The sequence below is a fragment of the Bifidobacterium sp. ESL0763 genome, assembly GCF_029433395.1.
Taxonomy (GTDB): domain Bacteria; phylum Actinomycetota; class Actinomycetes; order Actinomycetales; family Bifidobacteriaceae; genus Bifidobacterium.
In genome coordinates, this window is the sequence record NZ_JAQTHW010000002.1 from 1,532,155 (window position 1) to 1,552,554 (window position 20,400).

At 66.0% G+C, this 20,400-nt stretch carries 13 protein-coding genes; 6 read left to right on the top strand and 7 right to left on the bottom strand.

Annotation, left to right across the window (positions count from 1 at the left end; all coding sequences use genetic code 11):
- Positions 1-228: 228 nt before the first annotated feature.
- Entirely contained in the window at positions 229-3,201 is a 2,973-nt protein-coding gene (gene topA, locus PT282_RS07020; protein WP_277168811.1) for a type I DNA topoisomerase, read from the bottom strand.
- 153 nt (positions 3,202-3,354) lie between these two features.
- Entirely contained in the window at positions 3,355-4,692 is a 1,338-nt protein-coding gene (locus PT282_RS07025) for a phosphatase PAP2 family protein (RefSeq protein WP_277168812.1), read from the bottom strand.
- 609 nt (positions 4,693-5,301) lie between these two features.
- Here PT282_RS07025 and PT282_RS07030 point away from each other — a divergent pair.
- The 4 genes from PT282_RS07030 (at position 5,302) to upp (ending at position 10,819) form a co-directional block, all read left to right on the top strand.
- A complete protein-coding gene (locus PT282_RS07030; RefSeq protein WP_277168813.1) occupies positions 5,302-7,533 on the top strand; it encodes an RNA degradosome polyphosphate kinase in 2,232 nt (743 codons plus the stop codon).
- Positions 7,534-7,553: 20 nt separating this feature from the next.
- Positions 7,554-8,906, top strand: a complete 1,353-nt coding sequence (locus tag PT282_RS07035) for an NUDIX hydrolase (protein ID WP_277168814.1) — start codon at positions 7,554-7,556, stop codon at positions 8,904-8,906.
- A 61-nt stretch (positions 8,907-8,967) separates the two neighbouring features.
- Entirely contained in the window at positions 8,968-9,840 is an 873-nt protein-coding gene (locus tag PT282_RS07040) for a hypothetical protein (RefSeq protein WP_374114169.1), read from the top strand.
- A 340-nt stretch (positions 9,841-10,180) separates the two neighbouring features.
- Complete coding sequence (gene upp / locus PT282_RS07045) at positions 10,181-10,819, top strand: uracil phosphoribosyltransferase (RefSeq protein WP_277168816.1); 639 nt, start codon at positions 10,181-10,183, stop codon at positions 10,817-10,819.
- A gap of 89 nt (positions 10,820-10,908) precedes the next feature.
- Here the strand turns inward: upp and PT282_RS07050 are convergent, their stop codons facing one another.
- Complete coding sequence (locus PT282_RS07050) at positions 10,909-12,711, bottom strand: ABC1 kinase family protein (protein ID WP_374114170.1); 1,803 nt, start codon at positions 12,709-12,711, stop codon at positions 10,909-10,911.
- 427 nt (positions 12,712-13,138) lie between these two features.
- Complete coding sequence (locus PT282_RS07055) at positions 13,139-13,411, bottom strand: phasin family protein (protein ID WP_277168818.1); 273 nt, start codon at positions 13,409-13,411, stop codon at positions 13,139-13,141.
- A gap of 356 nt (positions 13,412-13,767) precedes the next feature.
- On the opposite strand from PT282_RS07055, the gene PT282_RS07060 reads away from it, so the two are divergent.
- Positions 13,768-15,165, top strand: a complete 1,398-nt coding sequence (locus tag PT282_RS07060) for an ATP-binding protein (RefSeq protein ID WP_277168819.1) — start codon at positions 13,768-13,770, stop codon at positions 15,163-15,165.
- Positions 15,166-15,282: 117 nt separating this feature from the next.
- Complete coding sequence (locus PT282_RS07065) at positions 15,283-16,047, top strand: histidine phosphatase family protein (protein ID WP_277168820.1); 765 nt, start codon at positions 15,283-15,285, stop codon at positions 16,045-16,047.
- Positions 16,048-16,175: 128 nt separating this feature from the next.
- On the opposite strand, the gene PT282_RS07070 is transcribed toward PT282_RS07065, so the two are convergent.
- Genes PT282_RS07070 through dnaB form a run of 3 tightly spaced genes read right to left on the bottom strand, consistent with a single transcriptional unit; the run spans position 16,176 to position 19,809 of the window.
- On the bottom strand, positions 16,176-16,967 hold the full coding sequence (locus PT282_RS07070) for a type 1 glutamine amidotransferase (RefSeq protein WP_277168985.1): 792 nt from the start codon (positions 16,965-16,967) through the stop codon (positions 16,176-16,178).
- A gap of 50 nt (positions 16,968-17,017) precedes the next feature.
- Entirely contained in the window at positions 17,018-18,472 is a 1,455-nt protein-coding gene (locus PT282_RS07075; protein ID WP_277168821.1) for a Mur ligase family protein, read from the bottom strand.
- Entirely contained in the window at positions 18,469-19,809 is a 1,341-nt protein-coding gene (dnaB, locus tag PT282_RS07080; RefSeq protein ID WP_374114171.1) for a replicative DNA helicase, read from the bottom strand. Before dnaB ends, PT282_RS07075 begins: the two co-directional genes overlap by 4 nt.
- Positions 19,810-20,400: the final 591 nt, after the last annotated feature.

Genomic DNA, 20,400 nt, shown 5'->3' on the forward strand with positions numbered 1-20,400 from the left:
CCGCCCGTGGATATCCGATTGGCCATGCCAGCTCCCTTCGCCTCGATGTCATCGCCATCGATTCCATTGAAGCGCGGCGGCAAAGGCCGTCAAAGCGGAACGGGGCACTGTGGTCGAATGGTTGGAGTTATCCACATTCCGGGCGTGTCGCATCCGTGGGCGCACTCCTCCGGGAGCGGAGTCAAGCCCACATGCACGGAAACGGGTCCGGCGCCGGCCGGTCTCGCCTTACTTGGCGGTCTTGCGCGCGGCGGCCTTGGTCGACTTAGTTGACTTGGTTGACTTGGTCGCCTTGGTCGACTTGCGTGCGGTCGTCTTCTTTGCGGCGGCCTTGCGCTTGGCGCCGGTCTTGCGCGCGGTGGAGCGCTTGCGTCCGCGGCGCTTGGACGGTCCGGCGGCACGCTTCTCGCTTAAGAGCTGGAAGGCGGTGGCGGGCTCGATCGACTCCGGGGTGTACTGCTTGGGCAGCGTGCGGTTGGTCTCGCCGTCGGTGATGTAGGCACCGTAGAAACCATCCTTGATGGTCACGTTCTTGCCGTTCTCCGGGTCCGCGCCGAGCTCGCGCAGCGGCGGCTTGGCGGCTCCCCTGCCACGTCCGCGGCCGTACTTCGGCTGGGCGAAGAGCTCCTTGGCGCGGGTGACGTCGACGGTGAAGAGCTCCTCTTCGCCGCCCAGCGAGCGCGTCTCGGACTTGCCGTCGGCGCTCTTCTTGGTGAGGTAGGGGCCGTAGCGGCCGTTGGAGGCGGTGACGACCGATTCGCCGGTCTCGCCGGTCTTGGCGTCCGTCTCCTCGTACCGGCCGACCTCGCGGGGCAGGCTCAGCAGCCTCAGGGCGTCGTCGAGGGTGACCGTGTCGGGGCTCATCGTCTTGAACAGCGAGGCCATCTTGGGCTTGGGCACCGTGGACTTGGCCGACTTGCGGGCGCGCGACCTGCCGGTCTTGCCGGACTTGGCTTTCGCGCCGTCCTTGGCGTCCTCGGCGGCGGCCGCGGCCTTGGCCTCCTTCTCGGCCTTCATCGCGGCCTGCGCCTCCGGCGAGATCAGAGCGACATAGGGGCCGAACCTGCCGGTGCGCACCTCCACGGTGCCGCCGGTCTTCGGGTCGAGGCCGAGCACGCGGGGCCCGCCGGCGTTGGTCTTGATGAGCTCGTGGCCCGCCTCGACGCTCAGCTCGTCGGGGGCCATGGTCTCGGGGATCGAGGCGCGCTTGGGATTGCCCTCGGCATCCAGGTTCTTCATGTCCTCGAGGTAGGGGCCGTAGCGGCCGACGCGCACGTGCAGGCCGTCGCCGATCTCGATGGTGTTGATGGCGCGGGCGTCGATGTCGCCGAGCTGCGCGACCTGCTGCTGCAGGCCGGCGTGCGCGTCGTCGGTGGATTTCGCGGTGTCCTCGCCGTCGCCGAAGTAGAAGCGGGTGAGCCACTCCTTGCTGGTCTCCTTGCCCTGGGCGATCTTGTCGAGCCCGTGCTCCATGTCGGCGGTGAACTGGTAGTCCACGTACTTCGGGAAGTTGGTCTCCAAGAGCTTGGTCACCGCAAAGGCGAGCCAGGAGGGGATCAGCGCCCGGCCGCGCTCGTAGACGTAGCCGCGGTCGATGATGGTGGAGATGATGCTGGCGTAGGTCGAAGGCCTGCCGATCTCCTTGGCCTCGAGCGTCTTGACCAGCGACGCCTCGGTATAGCGTGCCGGGGGCTGGGTCTCGTGGCCGTCGGCCGCCACCGAGGTGGCCCTCAGCACGTCGCCGGTCCTCATCGGCGGCAAAGCGGCGTCGGTGCGGGCGGACTTGCCGGCCTTGCCCGTGGCCTTCGAGGCGGCGGACGACTTGCGCGGCCAGCCGGAGGCCTTGAGGAATCCGGGGAACTCGATGACGGTGCCGGAAGCCTGGAAGATGGCCTCGCCGCGGTCGCCGGCGGGGGCCGAGAGACGCACGGTGGCGGTGAAGCCCTTGGCGTCGGCCATCTGCGAGGCGAGCGTGCGCTGCCAGATCAGGGTGTAGAGCTTCAGCTGGTCCGGCGGCACCTTGGTGGCCAGTTCGGCCGGGTCATGGAAGCTCGAGCCCGCGGGGCGGATGCATTCGTGGGCCTCCTGCGCGCCGGCGGTCTTGGTGGCATACTGCTTGGGCTTGTCCGAAAGGTATTCGGCGCCGAAGTTCCTGGTGACCGACTGGCGGGCGGCGGCGATGGCCTCCTGCGAAAGCGTCACCGAATCGGTACGCATGTAGGTGATGAAGCCGTTCTCGTAGAGGCCCTGCGCGGCGCGCATCGTCTGGCGCGAGCTCATCGAGAGCCGGTTGCCGGCGGCCTGCTGCATGGTCGAGGTGGTGAACGGCGGGACCGGACGGCGGTGGTAGGGCTTGGATTCCATCGACACCACGGTGAACGGCGCATGCTCCAGCGCGTCGGCGACGGCCTTGCCCTGGGCCTCGTCCAGCTGCAGGGCGTGGTCCTTCCTCGCGGAGGCGGTCAGCTCGCCGGTGGAGGTGAAGTCGCGGGAATTGGCCAGCCTCGAGCCACCAAGCGAGACCATGCGCGACTCGAATTCGACGTCCTCGCCCTGCGCGTCGGCGGCGACGAGGTTGGCGATCACATCCCAGTAGGGCGAGCGCACGAACGCCATGCGCTCCCGCTCGCGCTCGACGATCAGGCGCGTGGCCACGGACTGCACGCGGCCCGCCGAGAGCCCCGGGCCGACCTTGCGCCAGAGCACCGGCGAGAGCTCGTAGCCGTAGAGCCTGTCGAGCACGCGGCGCGTCTCCTGGGCGTCGACCATATGCGCGTCCACGTCGCGGGTCTTGCCCACGGCGGCACGAATGGCAGTGGGGGTGATCTCGTGGAAGACCATGCGGTGCACCGGCACCTTCGGCTTGAGCGTCTGCACCAGGTGCCACGCGATGGCCTCGCCCTCGCGGTCCTCATCGGTGGCGAGGTAGAGCTCGTCGGCGTCCTTCAGCGCCTTCTTGAGCGCGGCGACGGTTTTCTTCTTCTCGGGGCCGACGATGTAGTAGGGTTCGAAGCCGTCGTTGACGTCGACGCCGAAGCGGCCGAACTTCTCCTTCTTGCCGGCCGGCACCTGGCTGGGCTGCGCCAGGTCGCGGATATGGCCGACGGAGGCCATGACCGTATAACCCTTGCCGAGGTACCCGCCGATCTTCTTCGCCTTGGTCGGAGACTCCACGATGACAAGTTTGTTACCAGCCGCCATAACCGCTCCCTCACGTTCCTAAAGAGTTATATGCAGTCATATTACTCATGACTCATGGCGCCACGTTATCACAGCGCGTGGCGGACCCAGCAATAAGGTATCGCCACGCGGCGGCGCCGACGGATGCGCCCTCGGCCGCGCACGGCATCGCGCTCAGCGGCGGGGCGGGGCCGGCGGGGCGCCGATCAGGCCGAGGCGGGTGAGCGGGGAGGCGGTGAGCTGGCGCACCGCGAGCGCCAGGCCGAAAAGCAGGCACGCCAGGCCGATCGTGGCGGCGGCGAACGAGGCGTAGGCGGCACCGTAGGTCCACTGCGCGCCGATGTCGAGACCGGGGTAGAGCTGCCAGAACAGGTAGCCGGCGTAGCAGCACGAGCAGATGCCGAAGGTGATCATGACGCTGGCCACGATCTGGATGCTGGCGGACGGCGCGCAGCTGCCCAGGTCGTCCATGCCCGACTTGCGGGTGAGGGCCATCGTCAGCAGCGCCATGCCGGCGGCGATGAGCATCGACATCAGCACGTCGCTGGGGCGGTGCCATTGCGCGTCGACCAGCGAGACGGCCACCAGCACGGTGTAGGCGGCGCCGAGCACGCCGACGAGCGCACGCCAGACGCGCGGGACGGCGAGCAGCAGCGCCAGGCTCGCGCCGGCGGCGAGCAGCGTGTGGCCGGAGGGCGCGGAATTGGCGTGGTCGGAGATGGTGTTGATGATGAAGGGTCGGGGCAGCAGGCGCTTGAGCCATGCCAGCGCGTAGCAGACGACGCCGAAGACGACGATCTGGCCGAGCAGCCACCAACGTTTGCGCACGGCGGCGACCGCCAGCGCCGCCACGGCCACCACCAGGCTGATGACGACGACCACGCCGTTCATCTTGAGCACCTGGGCCACGGCGGCGAACCAGCCGGGCACGGCGCCCTTGAGTCCGTTGAAGGAGATCTCGTCGTAATTCTGGCCGTGCAGGGTGTGCACGCCGAAGAAGTAGATGCCGGCGGCACCGGCGAGGCACAGCAGCCCCAGCACCACCGCGAGCACGAGGCTCGAGATGCGTGGACGCACGGTCAGCGGGTCGATTTCGGCCAGTCCCGCGGCGACGTCATCGTCGTCGAGCGAGCCGTCGCCATCCGTGGCGGCGAAGATGTCGGTAACCTGCGAGGAGGAGCCACGCGCCGGGCGGGAGCCCACCACGCCGTTGAAGATATCGTCATCATCCCGTTCGGGTTGGCTGATCGGATCGGCCTGGCTCGCCGGGGCATGCGCCTCGGTCTGCGAAGGCATATAGGCGCCGGAACCTTCGGCCGCGATCGGCTTCCACTGCGCGCCACCCTGTCCGGCCGCCTCGGCCGTTCCGGTCGGCGGGACGGCGGGCTGGGGATCGTTCCCCGTCGTCGGTGCGGGCGGCATCGGCGGGACGCCTCCGCCTTGCGGAGTGCCGGTGGTGCCGGTTCCGGAAGCCGCCGTGCCGTTGCCTTGCTGCATGGATTCGTCGCTCATATCTATGACTTTAGAAGACAGACCCAGACAGCGCCGCCGGGGCCGTCACCTCGGGGCAAAACGTCCACAAACAAAGATAGATAAGGAAAGCGCCGAGCCGGCACCGCGCAAAAGGGAGACCCACCGAAGTGGGCCTCCCTACAAGTCCGACCTACTGGCAGATTCTCGGCACAACACCATCGTCGCAACGGTAAGCTTCAACTATCGCCCGTTCAACGTCAAGATCGAAAGGATCTTTATTTTCTTGTGGGCTCTGCCTTTTCGGTTTTCGTTGTACTTCCCATTATCGCCATGGTCCACGCGAAATCAAGCCGGAAGAGCCGTTTGTGCGCTAATGGTCGCAAACGTCGCCTATCGGCTTGTAATGCACACGTAATGTCATGTTTTGATATCTTATACAGCCTGAATGTGCGATTGTGTCGCTTCGCTTTACCCACAGCAAAACGGACATCGCGACGAAGCAGAAAACACGAATGAACACCATCGCGAACCTGCCGGAAACGCCGTCATTGCAACCCTTCCGGCGACATCGCACAACCGTCCGCGAAGCCGAGGAAACGCACGATCATGCGCGCCCGATAACTCCCCACCCCTGCTTAGGCTGGAACCATGGCACAGATTTTTGACGCACCCTCCAAGGCGTTGCTGCGCAGCCAGATCGCCGAGCACATCGCGGAGACCGAGAAGACCGACCGTCGCCAGGCGCGGCCGGAGGAACGGCCCCTGCCCGAAAACCGGTATTTCGACCGCGAGCTCAGCTGGCTGAAGTTCAACCAACGGGTGCTCGAACTGGCGGAGGACCCCGAGAACCCGATTCTCGAGCGGGCCAATTTCGCCGGCATCTTCGCCTCCAACCTCGACGAGTACTTCATGGTGCGCGTCGCCGGGCTCAAGCGCCGCATCGACACCGGCATCGCGGTGACGGCCGCCTCCGGGATGAGCCCGCGCCAGCAGCTGCGCTCGATCAGCGAGACCGCCCACCGGCTGCAGACCGAGCACGCCAGGGAGGTCATCGACCACATCCTGCCGCGGCTGGCCCGCGAGCACATCATCCTGCTGAGCTGGGACCGGCTCACCAGCGCCGAGCAGGAACGCCTCTCGCGCTACTACCGCCAGCAGGTCTTCCCTGTGCTCACGCCCCTGGCCTTCGACCCGGCGCACCCCTTCCCCTATATCTCCGGCGGCTCGCTCAACCTGGCCGTGCTGGTGGAGAACCCGAACAGCGGCAAGACGCATTTCGCGCGCGTCAAGGTGCCCGACAACCTCAACCGCCTCGTCTCCGTCGATGACCTGACCGACGAGGAGGGCCGCGAGGAACGCTACGGCTTCATCACCATGGAGAACCTCATCATCGCCCACCTCGAATCGCTGTTCCCGGGCATGATCATCCGCGAGGCGCGCTCGTTCCGCGTCACCCGCAACGAAGACATCGACGTGGAGGAGGACGACGCCGAGAACCTCCTCAACGCGATGGAGGAGGAACTGCTGCGCCGCCGCTTCGGCCCGCCGATCCGCCTGGAGATCAGCGACGCCACCAGCCCCTTCCTCTCGCAGCTTCTGGCCCGGCGCCTGCGCGTCAACGAGGAGGAGATCTTCCGCCTGCCCGCGCCGCTGGACATGACCCTGCTCTTCGAATTGCAGAACATCGACCGGCCCGACCTGAAGAACAAGCCGTTCATCCCCACCACCAACCGCCAGATCGCCACCGTGGAGTCGAGCCGCGCGCAGGACATCTTCGCCGCCATCCGCGAGCGCGACATCCTGCTGCACCACCCCTATGACTCCTTCTCCACCTCGGTGCAGGCGTTCCTGGCGCAGGCCGCGGCGGACCCGAGGGTGCTCGCCATCAAGCAGACGCTCTACCGCACCTCCAGCAACTCGCCGATCATCGACGCGCTGGTCGACGCCGCACACGCCGGCAAGCAGGTGCTGGCGCTGGTCGAGATCAAGGCGCGCTTCGACGAGGACGCCAACATCGCCTGGGCGCGCAAGCTGGAGCGGGCCGGCGTGCACGTGGTCTACGGCATCGTGGGACTCAAGACCCACTGCAAGCTCTCGCTGGTGGTGCGCCAGGAGGCGGACGGGCTGCGCCGCTACTGCCATGTGGGCACGGGCAACTACAACCCGAAGACCGCGCGCATGTACACCGACCTGGGCCTGCTGACATGCAGCCCGGTGGTCGGTCAGGACCTCACCCGCCTGTTCAACCAGCTTTCCGGCTATGCGCCGCGTTCGAGCTTCCACCGTCTGCTCGTCGCGCCGCGCACCGCCCGCAGCGGGCTCGTCAAGCGCATCCGCCGCGAGGAGGACGCCGCACGCGCCGGCCACGAGGCGTGGGTGAAGATCAAGGTCAACTCCATCGTCGACGAGGAGACCATCGACGCGCTCTACCGCGCCAGCCAGGCCGGGGTGAAGGTCGACCTGGTGGTGCGCGGCATCTGCTCGCTGAAGCCGGGGGTCGCCGGGCTGAGCGAGAACATCCGCGTGCGCTCGGTGCTCGGCCGGTTCCTGGAGCACAGCCGCGTCTACGCCTTCGCCAACGCCGCCGGCCCGCAGATCGGCGAAGGCCCGGCGGCCGGCCCCGAGGTCTGGATCGGCTCGGCCGACCTGATGCACCGCAACCTCGACCGGCGTGTGGAGGCCCTGGTGCGCATCACCGACCCGGAGGAGGTCTCCCAGCTGATCGACTACGTGGACCTGCAGATGTCCGATCGCATATCCTCCTGGCACATGCGCGCCGACGGCACCTATGCGCACCACAGCCACGGCGAGGACGGCAAGCGGCTGGCAGACTGCCAGGAGCTGCTCATCAAGGCGCACCAGCGCGGCAAGCGCCGGTAAGACGGAAGGGGAGGAAGCATATGGGCGCGAGGCCATCGCATATCGTCGAGGCGGCGGGCGGCATCCCCTATCGTTGGACGCGGCCCGACGGCGTACCGGCCGAGGCGTATCCGGTGCCGCTCGGCATGGACGCGATGCGCGCGCTGGCCTCCGGCGGTGACGCGGACACGGCTCCGGAAGGCAATGGCGCCACAGGGCAGGCCGAACGCCACGGCGACCGGCATGGCCACCACGGCCGCCACCACAGGAAGCACGGGAAACGACGCCACGGCTCCCCCGCCGCCCAGGCCACCTTCCCCGGCCTCGAGGTCTGCATGGTCCACCGGCCGAAATATGACGACTGGAGCTGGCCGAAAGGCAAGATCGAAGCCAATGAATCCGACCGTCACGCCGCCGTGCGCGAGATCGAGGAGGAGACCGGGGTGCCGGTCGCGCTGGGGCCGGCGCTCGGCGAGGTGAGCTATCCGCTCAACGCCGAGGGCGTCGACGCCAGACGTACCAGGACCCGCGCGGTGTCGGTCAAGCACGTCACCTATTGGATGGCACGGCCCATCCCCGACGAGGACCGGCGGCGCCGCACGAGCGCGATCGGCCCGATAATGCGCGCCGGCACCGACGAGGTCGACGAGGTGCGCTGGATGTCGATTCCAGAGGCGCGCAAACGGCTCTCGCACGCCCATGACCGCGATACGCTCGACCTGTTCGTCGACCGCGTGCGCCAGGGGGCGCTGGGCAGCAGGGCGGTCATCATCGTGCGCCACAGCAAGGCCGAGGTGCGCAAACACTTCAAGGGCGGCGACCCCGAGCGGCCCATCACCCCCAAAGGCGCCTCGGCGAGTTTCGCGCTGACCCGGGAGCTGGCCTGCTACAACCCCTTCCGCCTGTTCTCCTCGCCGTGGCTGCGCTGCATGGAGACCATCGAACCCTACGCCTGGCACACCCGACTTGCGGTCACGCCGGTACCCGAGCTGACCGAGGCGCGCTTCGCGGCCGATCCCGACGGGGCCTGGAACCGGGTGAAAGCGGGCATCGAGGCCCTGATCGCCGACGGCGAACGGCGGGACGATGACGGCGACGGAAGCAGCCACGACAATGGTGACGGCCACGACGGCCCGCAAACCCCGGGCGCGGTGGCCCTTTCGCCCCGCGAGATCCGCGACGGCCGCGCGAGCGTGGTGTGCATGCACCGTCCCGTCATCGGCGGAATCTTCGAACATCTGCGTACAATGTGTGTGTCCAAGGCGCTGGCCAGGCGACTCATCGCGAAATCACCGTACATGCCCACGGGCAGTGCTGTGGCGTTGTTCGTGATCGGCACCCCCGAAGGCCCGCGCATCATCGATATCCAAAGAATGGCGCCCCTTGTCTACTAATTCAGTGCACTACAGCTCCGGTTCCGTCAACTCAAGCCACCCGGGCTTCGCCCCCACCCGCCTGGGTTCCTCGCGCCCTTCGCGCCCGGCCCAGCTCGATCCGGCGCTCACCGAGAAGATGGCCGGCGGCATGGACCCCGAGGAGATCAGCGAGATGAGCCACGCCTCGGCTTCGGCCCTGCTCGACCGCGTGCACCACACCCAGGACCCGCAGGTCGTGCAGCGCGTACTGACGCTGGTGGACCGCGAGGGCGTGGACATCATCGCCGAACTGTGGAGCCATTCCGAGCCGGATTCGCTACCGGGCATCCTATGGCGGCTCTACCTGCTGCGCACCTGGATGCGCCGCAACCAGGCCTCCATCGCCCGGCTCTGGCGCGTGGCCGAGCCCGAGGAGACCGCCGCGTCGGCCATCGCGGGCGTCGACACCCCACCGAGCGAGGCCGACATCACCGCCACCGCCGACTCCATCCTCTCCGGCGCCTTCACCGGCGATTTCGCCGTGGCCATGGAGCGCGCGGCGGCGTTCGTGGACGTGGTCGCCAAGGGCCTCGGCTTCGAGGCGAAGGTGCTCACCATGCGCGCCCGCAAGCAGGAGGCCGCGCGCAACGCCAAGCGGCAGGCCCGTCTCGAGCAGCTGCGGCAGGACATCGAACGCGCCGAGCGCGACGGCCTGGGCGAAGACGGGCCGCAGGCGGCCGCGACGCAGGTTCCCGATGGATCCGAACGGCCCGCGAACCGCTACGACTCCACGCTGGAGCACGCCGACGCCCGGTTCCGCAAGGGCATGGGCCCGGCCAGCACCGCGGGGCCGGCCTCGAAGGACCCGCGCACGGTGGCGGCGCGCCTGATGCACACGGCCAGCAACCTGATGACCACCTCGCGTGATTTCCGTCACGGCGCCAGCCTCTGGCGCCAGGGCAAGCTCGAATAGAGGGGCGACACACCCTCACTTTTACGCGCTCGGCGTGGCTGGGCACGGCGGGCTGTTATGCTGGGAGTCGCGCTGAGCCGTGCTTAAGCCCCGGGCTTCATTTTTTGCCGCTGCGAGCGGCGTTCGCGCCGACAGGCGCTTTCACGGTTCAGCGTTTTACTTCCTGTTCACCGCTTCCGCCGGTTTCCGGCTCTGTTTCGCACCGGTACGCGGCAATCGCACGTTTCGGCTCTCGGCCTGTGAACACATGACGGCCGGTTTCCGGGCCTCCAATATGGTCACCTCGTGATATTCCTGACCAAAATTTCACAATAACCATGGTTCGGCATATTCTTGAAGTATGCAACTTCATGTTTTGGATCATCCGCTGGTTGAGCATAAGCTCACCGTTCTGCGCGACAAGAACACACCCTCCAACATCTTCCGCGAGCTCGTCAGCGAGCTGGTGACGCTCGAGGCCTACGAGGCGACCCGCAACCTCGACGTCGTCGACCGCGAGATCGAGACCCCGATCTGCAAGATGACCGGCAAGCACCTGGACAGGCCCCGCCCGATGGTGGTGCCGATCCTGCGCGCCGGCCTCGGCATGCTCGATGGCATGACCCGCCTGCTGCCCACCGCCGAGGTCGGATTCCTCGGGATGAAGCGCGACGAGGACACCCTCGACATCATCACCTACGCGAACCGCCTGCCCGAGGACCTGACCGGCCGCCAGTGCTTCCTGCTCGACCCGATGCTCGCCACCGGCGGCACCACCGTCGCGGCGACCCACTACCTCGCCGAGCGCGGCGCGAAGGACATCACCTCCATCAACATCCTCGCCGCGACCGAAGGTCTCAAGCGCGTCGAGGAAACGCTCGACCCGTCCATCGACTTCAAGGTCGTGGTGTGCGGCGTCGACGAGAAGCTCAACGAGCACGGCTACATCGTGCCGGGCCTCGGTGACGCCGGCGACCGTCTCTACGGCCTGATCGACTGAGCGCCAGCCACTTAGTTCATCATCCATCCGCGCGGTTCCCCATCGAGGGCCGCGCGGATGTTTGTTATTCCGGCACGCGGGCGCGGCAATCAGCGGCGCCGGGCGGCCTTGGCGGCCTTCCTGGCCTTGCGCCCCTTGAAGTAGATGTCGAAGACGATCCATGCCGAGAGGATGAAGGCGACGACGTATCCCATGAAGCCGACCACCGGGATACCGAAGATGATCGGCTTCATGCCGGCGAAATAGATGATCGACGAGCCGACGAACAGGCCGACGACGATCAGCGCCATGGTCAGGCGGTTGATCATGTCGGAGACCTGACGCAACGGCTCCTCGCCACCCACCACCTCCATGTTCATGCGCAGCTTGCCGCGGGTGAGCATCCTGGCGGCGACCTGGCTCTCCGCGAGCGCCGAAAGCGCGCCGTGCAGCGCCTTGTCGCCCTCGATGCCCAGCGTCCTGGCCTCGTCCTTGACGGCCTTGGCGACCGGGGTGCTGGAGGTGATGTGGTCGGTGATGATCTGGATCATGTTGACGTCGGGGATGAACTCGTCGAGCAGCCCCTCGAGGGTGACCAGCGCGCGGCCCATCGTGGTGATCGAGCTGGGCACCTCGATGCCGTGGCGGCGCGCGAGGTTGGTCAGGGAGGCCATGAAGTCGGCGATGTCGAGCTCGGAGAGGTCCACCTTGCCGTATTCCTCCACGATCACGTCGAGGTCGGCGAGCAGCTGGGGGTAGTCCTCCGGGTCCTGCTGCATGCCGGCGAAGCGCAGGAGCCCGTCGGCGAGCGCGGGCGAGTCCTGCTTGCCCACGGCGAAGACCATCCGTCGCAGCAGCGCGCGCGACTTGCGGTTGAGCCGGCCGGTCATGCCCAGGTCGATCAGTACGATCCGGCGCCCGGAGATGATGACGTTGCCGGGGTGCGGATCGGCGTGGAAGAAGCCGCTGTCGAGAATCTGGGCGGCGTAGTTGTCGACGAGCTTGGTGCCGATCTCCTTGAGGTCGTAGCCCGCCGCGCGCAGCTCGTCGGTGTGCGTCAGCGAGATGCCGTCGACGTAGTCCATCACCACCACGTGCTCGGTGCAGAAGCGCGAGTAGGGCTTGGGGCAGTCCATATAGCGGTAGCGGCTGCAGAAGGACTTGAATTCGGCGAGGTGGCGCGCCTCCACCAGGAAGTCGGTCTCGTCGGAGAAGGTGCTCCACAGCTCCTCGACCACGCCGAGCAGGTCGACCACCTGCAGGCTGTCGCCCATCACCCTGGTGGCGGCCTTGGCGATCGAGCGCATGATCGAGATGTCCTGCGCCATCGTCTGGCGCACGCCGGGGCGCTGGACCTTGACGGCGACGTCCTCGCCGGTGACCAGCGTGGCACGGTGCACCTGTGCCAGGGAGGCCGAGCCGAGCGGCGTCGGGTCGATGGAGGCGAAGACCTCGTCGACGGGCCTGCCGTATTCGCGCCTGAGGGTGTCGAGGACGGTCCGGTAGGGCATCGGGTCCACGTCGGCGCGCAGCTTCGCCAGCTCGTCGCAATATTGCTGCGGCAGAATCTCCGAGCGCATCGAAAGCATCTGGCCGGCCTTGACGAAGGTGGGGCCGAGCGCCTCGAACATCAGCCGCATCTTGACCGGAGTGAGCCCGTGCCTGATGTCGAACTGGCGCATGATGCGGGCGATCTCGCCTAGCCTTTTGATCTTGCCGCGACGGGTGAGATGGTAGCGCTGCGAGAAGGATTCGCGCGGCCCGAACAGGCTGGGCTGCTTGACAGTCTCCGTGGTGGCGGGCTTGGCATAGGGCAACGTGTCGGCCTTGGCATTGGACGGGGCGTCCGCAGTGGCGCTGGCGTCATCTCCGCCATTCGCCATCTTCGAATCGTCGGTCTGACCGCCGGTCATGGCATCGGCCGTTTCGGCTTCGTCGCCTCGCCTGTCGGCGATGGCATCAGAGACACCGGTGGCCACATCGCCATCCCGGTTCCGGCCGATCGCATCATCCGCGGTTTGCCGAATATCGTCCGCGCCCTTCGAAACCGAAGACTCAGCCTGGCCGCATACGGCGTTCCGGCCCAGGCCGTCGGAGGGCATACCGTTCCCCTCGCCGCCATCCTGGCCATCGTTCTTGGCCAACTTTGCGTTGTCGACCATCGCCACCACCCGTCACTCGCAACATCCGCCGCCAACCGGCCGCGCTCGAACCGCCGGGCGCCACCGGCCGGCCCGGACGCATAAACGATCGCCACGCCTTCACCGCGCCCAGCACTCCGCCAAGACGCGACGACGACGAAACCCATCGTCGTCAATCAGAACATCAGAACCCGGGAAATCAGTCGGCCGTTTTCTCGCCTTCGGCCTTGTCGGCCTTGTCCGCCGGCGCATCGGCCTCGTCGTCCTTGCCTGCCTGGTTCCAGCCGTCCCTGGCCCCCTGCGCCTTGCGCTTGAGCTCGCTGTTGAGCGACTTGCCCTGCTCGACGGTCAGCTCGCCCTTGCTCACCAGCTCGTCGACGATCTCCTGGCCCTTCTCGACGGTGGTCGCCAGCGCGCCGACGCCGGCCAGAAACACCTTGCGCATCCCGTCACCCAGTTTGTAGTCCGCCATGATTCCTCCTCGATGATCGATGTGATTACGTGGTACCAAATGTAGTCCATGAACCTATGAATCCACTGGGCGCGAACGCCATTCGGGCACGCTCCCCCATTCGGCGACGCACCGGCGCGCCTGGGTTCCAGATAGAACTCAGAATCCAAGTCGGACATAATCGATTACCCTCACAAACTAACGCAAAGCAACGGAGAACATCGGAGAAAACGGGACGAATACCCAATGCAACAAGCAGCAAACCACCCACAGCGACTCTTCTATCGGCGTACTTTCCGACGGTTGCCAAACAGCTTCGTAAATAGTAGAATCATAATTTAGTAAATTACGATTCTACTATTTGCGGAGGTGCGGTCATGTTTGTCGGAAGAGAAAAAGAACTTTCGCTGCTGCAACGCCGCTGGGACTCCGGCCGATTCGAATGCGTCGTCATCTATGGGCGTCGGCGCATGGGCAAGACCACGCTTATCGGCCACTTCCTGAAAAACCGTCCGGCAATTTTTTTCTCGGCCCTCGAATCCAGCGAATCCAAAAACCTCGAGACGTTCAGCCGTAGCATAGCGTTGTTCGAAGGCGGGCCGTCCGCAATGGATTCGGCACCGCTCCACCGCAGTCTCGCCGACGCGGTGGAAGCGGTGTTCGCATTGGCCAAACAGCGTAGGATCGCCCTGGTCATCGACGAATATCCCTATCTCGCGAGCGCCGACCACTCCGCCAATTCCGTGCTTCAGCATGCCATCGACCGACACAAGGACGACAGCCGGCTCATGCTCATCCTGTGCGGGTCTTCGATGTCGTTCATGGAACGTCAGGTGCTCGGCTACCAGAGTCCGCTCTACGGCAGGAGGACCGCACAGATCAAAGTGGAACCCTTTGGTTATGCGGACGCGCGGAAATTCCTTCCCAGCTACGGCAGCGAGGATGCCGCAACCGCTTATGGTCTGACCGGTGGAGTGCCGCAGTATCTCCTCCAGTTCGACGACACGATGAGTCTCGAGGACAACATTCGCGTGAACTTGCTCGACCCGGGATGCTATCTGTTCGAGGAACCGGATAACCTGCTCAAGCAGGAACTTCGCAACCCCGCCGAATACAATGCCGTCATCCAAGCCATCGCCACCGGATCGTCACGGCTCAACGCAATCGCGACGGCATGCCACATGGAAACCTCGTCATGCTCAACGTATCTGCGCAATCTTATCAATCTCGGCATCGTGCGCAAGGAAACCCCATTCGGCCAAAAGACAAGTCGCAAGACAATCTACCGCATCGAGGACTCGTTCTTCCGATTCTGGTACCGCTTCGTGCCCTCCAACATTTCACTGATTCAGTCAGGACGCGTCGACCTCGCCGCCACACGCGTGATGAGCGGCATCAGCGATTTCATGGGACCGGTGTTCGAAGACATATGCAGGCAATGGCTGCGGGCGCGCAACGGCACCGACAAGCTTCCTTTCCTCATGCTCGGCGCCGGCAGATGGTGGGGCGCCGACCCCCGCACCCGCCAGCAGGAGGAAATCGATATCGTCGCAACCGGCGATGACCCGGACGACATGCTGTTTTGCGAATGCAAGTGGCGCAGCATACCCAGCAGCGTAAAGGAATGGGAGACGCTGAAACGTCGCTCCGCACTGCTGCGCCCGAAGCATGGCCATTACATGCTGTTCTCCAAAAATGGATTCGACAAGCCCTTGCGAACAGAAGCGCAAAATGATCCGAACACCAACCTCGTCGCCTTCGAAGACATGGATTAGACGGCGGAACAACGGCTGTATCGCACTTATCGGTAGAACTCGAGCGTCGCCACCCCCGCGGTATAGCCTAGAGACAGATAAACGACCAAGATACGAACGAACAAGGAAAGCGAAACGATGCGGGACACGATCATCTATCTGGCACGGCACACCGAGACGACCTCCAACGCGATGAGGATCATGCAGGGATGGTCGGATTTCCCGGTCACCCAGAGGGGGCGCACGATCATCAGGCGCTTCGGCCTCGGCCTGAAAGGCGTCACCTTCGAGGCGGCCTATTGCGGCACGCTGACACGCCATTACCTGACCGCCCGCGGCGCGCTCGACTACTCCGGCAACGAATCCGTGGACATCCAGCGCGACCCGGACCTGCGCGAGGACAACTTCGGCAGCTTCGAGGGGCGCGGCATCGCCGAGACCGACCTGGCCGGCGTGAGGCACATGGGCTACGCCTCCGTGGACGAGGCGCTGGCCGAGCGTGGCACCACAATCAACCTCGACCTGCAGGACGCCTGGCATGAGCTCGACGCCGCGAACACGCTGGGCACCAACCTCGACGCCAAGGACCGCGCGGAGAGCTCGGCCGACGTGCGCGGGCGCATGGGCCGCGCGCTGCGCAAAGTCGGAGAGGCCACGCAGGCCAACGGCGGCGGCAACGTGCTCGTGGTCAGCTCCGGGCTGAGCATCCGGCAGTTCCTCTTCACCGTTGACCCGAGCCTCGATTTCACCGGCCCGACCAACCCGGCGACCACCAGGCTGCGCTATGAGGACGGAACATTCACCATCATCGGCACGCCCTATTCCACCGAATACTATGAGTGCGGCGAGCGCGAGGAACTGGCCGGCGTGGCGGAAGGCGACGGCGGGCGCACGGCCGACTGAGCGCGCCGGCAAAAAGGCTCGGCGGATTTCCGGAAGCCGCAGACGCGCATCCGATTCGTCGCATCATCGCCAAGCTGCCGGCAAACGCGATGCCGAACTCGGCCTTGACGGCCTCCGACCGACCGACGCTAGCGGGGCCTCGACGCGGCGACGCGGCGGGCGTTGGCGGCCGTCTCGTCGATGCGTGCGAGCTCGGCCTTCTGGCCCTCCTCCTGCCACGGGCGGAACTCACCGTAACGGCGCGTCGCGGCGGCGGCGATGAGGAAGTCGGAGATCTTGGGGTTCTTGGGCAGCAGCGAGCCGTGCATGTAGGTGCCGATGACGTTATGCACGCGCGCGCCTTCGGTGCCGTCCTCGCCGTTGTTGCCCCGGCCCTCGCCCTCGACGTGGCCGAGCGGCTCGACCCCGTCGCGCAGGAAGGTCTGCCCGGAATGGTTCTCGTAGCCGATGATGTCGCCGAACTGGTCGGAATGCTCCACGAGGTTGCCGATCATGCGTTGCTCGCGGCCCTCGGTGTAGACGCCGAAGACGCCGATGCCGTCGAGCCTGGTGCCGTCGATGGTCTCGAAATACTCACCGAAAAGCTGGTACATCCCGCAGATCATGAGCATCGGCACGTCGTCGGCGACCAGGGCGCGCAGGGTGTCGGCGCGCTTGAAGAAGTCGTCCGAGATCTTCTCCTGGCCGCTGTCCTGCCCGCCGCCGCCAAGCACCATGTCGACCTGTTCGGGCCACGGGTCGCCCTGGTTGTAGGTGTGGATGCGCGGCTCGTAGCCGTAGAGCTTGAGACGGCGCCTGATGGTGAGCACGTTGCCCCAGTCGCCGTAGATGTTCATGTCCTTGGGGTAGAGCGAGACCACGTCGATCGGCCGCGACTGGCCGAGCGGACCGGCCTGACCCGCGCCGTTCGCCTCGTCCATCGGCTTCGTCCCTTGCGTTCGCTGTGTCATATCGCCATCGTCCTTCTTCATCAGCGCCCGACGCCGGCGTCGGCGACCTGGGTGAGCCTGCCGAGCGCCGCACGGACCTGCAGCATGGATGTGTAGGTGCAATAGATGTGCTTGGGCACCGCGGGGTCGACGTCCACGAAGGCGCGCACCGCCGCGGGGATGTCGGGGTCGACGCGGCCCACCTCGACGCCGTCGTATTCCAGCCGCAGCGCCATGTCCCAGGCGCGCACGCCGGAGACCTGCCGCACGCCGGTGGCGCGCAGGGAGGTGAAATCGACGTCCCACAGCCAGCTCATGTCGCGGCCGTCGGCGTACTCGTCGTTGATTACGATCATGGTCTCGTGGCTGCCGGGCGCGAAGCTCGCCAGCGAAAGGCGGAAGCCCATCGGGTTCTTGACCAGCAGCAGCTCGACCGGGGTGCCGCTCACGGTGATGACCTCGCCGCGCCCGAACGCCGGGGTGACCCGCGAGACGGCCCGCACCAGCGCCTGGTCGTCGGCATCACCACCGGCCTTGCCGGGCTCGCCACGCCGCCCCGTCACCGCGCGCACCACGGCGAGCGCGGCTGCGGCGTTGAAGAGGTTGTAGACTCCTTCGAGCCTCACCGTGGTGTCGAACTCCTCGCCGTCCATGACGAACGAGGCCTCGTGGTCGCCGGCGGAGGCCAGCACCACGTCGGCCTGCCGGCGCGAGCCCGGGGCGTCGGGCTGGGGCTGGCCGGCGGCAGGCCGCGGGGCGTCTTCGGATTGAGCGGCACCGTCCACAGACGAAGCGGCCGCGCCGGACGCGCCATCATCCGCCCGCGTCTGCCCCGCCGTCTCGCCGTCGTGCATCTCGTCGTCGGAGGGGAACAGCGAACGCAGGTCGTCGGAAAGGCCGAAATAGCGCACCTGGGTGCCTTCGGGCACCAGACCAGCCAGCGCCGCGATGCGCCGGTCCTCGCGGTTGAGGACCACGGTGCCGGTGGTCGCCTCGGCCACGTGGCCCAGCAGCCGGGCGGTGTTGTCGATCTCGCCGAAACGGTCGAGCTGGTCGCGCATCACGTTGAGCAGCAGGGCATAGCGCGGCTTGACCTGCTTGACGAAATGAACCGCGTAGGCCTCGTCGAGCTCGAGCACGGCGATGTCGGCGTCAAGCCGTCCGCCGGCGGAGACCTCGGTGAGCAGCGCGGAGACGACGCCGCGCGTGAAGTTCGAGCCGGTGGGGTTGGTGAAGACCCTCAGCCCCAGGTCGCGCAGCATCGAGGCGACCATGCGCGTGGTGGTCGTCTTGCCGTTGGTGCCCGAGACCAGCACCACGCCCTGCGGCAGCCGGCCGAGCGTGCGGGCCAGGAAGCCCGGGTCGATGGCCTCGACGACCTTGCCCGGGAAGGCGCTGCCTCCGTGGCGCAGCAGGCGAGACAGGCCGCGCACCGCCTTGCCGATGGTCGGGGTGGCGAAGGCGTTCCACGGCTTTTTCGTAGTTGGCATGCTCATACCCCTTGGTTGTAGTCCTGCGGCATATCCTTGAATTTCGAGGTGGCTCCCAGGAAGGCGAGATTGAAGGTGTCGGTCGGGCCGTTGCGGTGCTTGGCCAGGATGATGTCGGCCTCGCCCGGGCGGTCCTCCTTGTCGTAGACGTCGGGGCGGTTGACCAGGAAGACCACGTCGGCGTCCTGCTCGATCGAGCCGGACTCACGCAGGTCGGCGAGCTGGGGTTTGTGGTCGCCGCGCATCTCGGAGCCACGGTTGAGCTGGGAGAGCGCCACCACCGGCACCTCCAGCTCCTTGGCCAGCAGCTTCAGCGCGCGCGAGAACCCGGAGACCTCCTGCTGGCGGCTCTCCTCGCGCTTGCCCGAACTCATCAGCTGCAGGTAGTCGATGACCACGAGCTTCAGGTCGTTGGTCTGCTTGAGCCGGCGGCATTTCGCGCGGATCTCCATCAGGCTCATGTTGGGGCTGTCGTCGATGAACAGCGGCGCGTCCTGCAGCTTGCTCCAGAAGTTGTTGAGGGTGTTCCAGCGCTCCGGGGTGATGTCGTCGGCGTGGCGCATCACGGCCAGGGGGATGTTGGTCTCCGCCGAGATGATGCGCTGGGCGAGCTCCACCTTGCTCATCTCCAGCGAGAAGATGACCGAGGTCATGCCGTGGTGCAGGGCGGCGGAGCGCGCGAAGTCGACGCCGAGGGTGGACTTGCCCATGGCCGGACGGCCCGCCACCACGATCATCTGGCCGGGCTGCAGGCCCTGGGTCACCTCGTCGATGTCACGGAAGCCGGTGGGCACGCCACGCTCGAGGGTGCCCTTCTGCATGGCGTCGAGCTGCTCGAGGGCGTCGTGGACCACCACGCCGATCGAGGAATAGTCCTGGCGCACCTTGCCTACGCTCATCTCGTAGACCTCGGACTGGGCCAGGTTCACCACGTCCTCGGCCTGCGAGCCCTCGGCGGAATAGCCGAGCTGGGCGATCTTGGTGCCGGCGGCGATGACGTTGCGCAGGATCGCGCGCTGGTGCACGATCTCGGCGTAGTACGAGGCGTTGGCGGCGGTCGGCACCGCGGCGACGAGGCTGTGCAGGTAGTCGGCGCCGCCCACCTTCTCGAGGTTGCCGGCCTTCATCAGCTCGTTGGCCACCAGCACCGCGTCCACGGGCTGCGAGGCGGCGAACAGCGTGACGATCGACTCGTAGATGGTCTGGTGCTTGGGCTGGTAGAAATCGGTGACGTCGATCATCTGCGAGACCTCGCCGATGGCGTCCTTGCTCATCAGCATGCCGCCGAGCACCGCCATCTCCGCCTCGTCGTCATGCGGGGGGATGCGGTCGAACAACGTCATGTCACCCGCCGACGAACGCGACGAATCGAACTTGTCGCCTTGGTGGGAGCCGGACCAAGAATTTCCTTCTGCCATGCCGCCAGTATAAGGAGGAGAACGGAACTGCGCGTCGCGTTCGGCGAAAACTCCACAAGGCCGGCCATTCATGGCGGTTCGCGTCGGCTTGTCGGTCTTGCCGGCGGTTCGAGGCGATTCATGGCGGAGGGTTGAGTGCCGACCACACTTTCTCGGTTCGATCTATTTTTGGAATGAACAAATGGGGTTTCGACGATAGACAGCCCTCGACATCCGCCCACCGTTTTCGTCTCTCGGCGGGACACGCTCGGATTCTGCAGTGTGGATGAAAAAGATGGGTTATCCACATTTTGGGGATACTGCAGTGGATAATCCACAAAGTTATCCACACCATGGGGATAACTCTGTGGATAGCATGGGGACAAGCGCCTGACAATTATTCGACGACTTGCATCACAGCGCATCTTGTGATAGCACAGCCCGGTCACGTTCGACACGGCCTGTATGATGGAAAATAGCGTATGAATCCCACATAATGAAACGCGGCGTCTCAATATACAGACATAGCTGCGACGG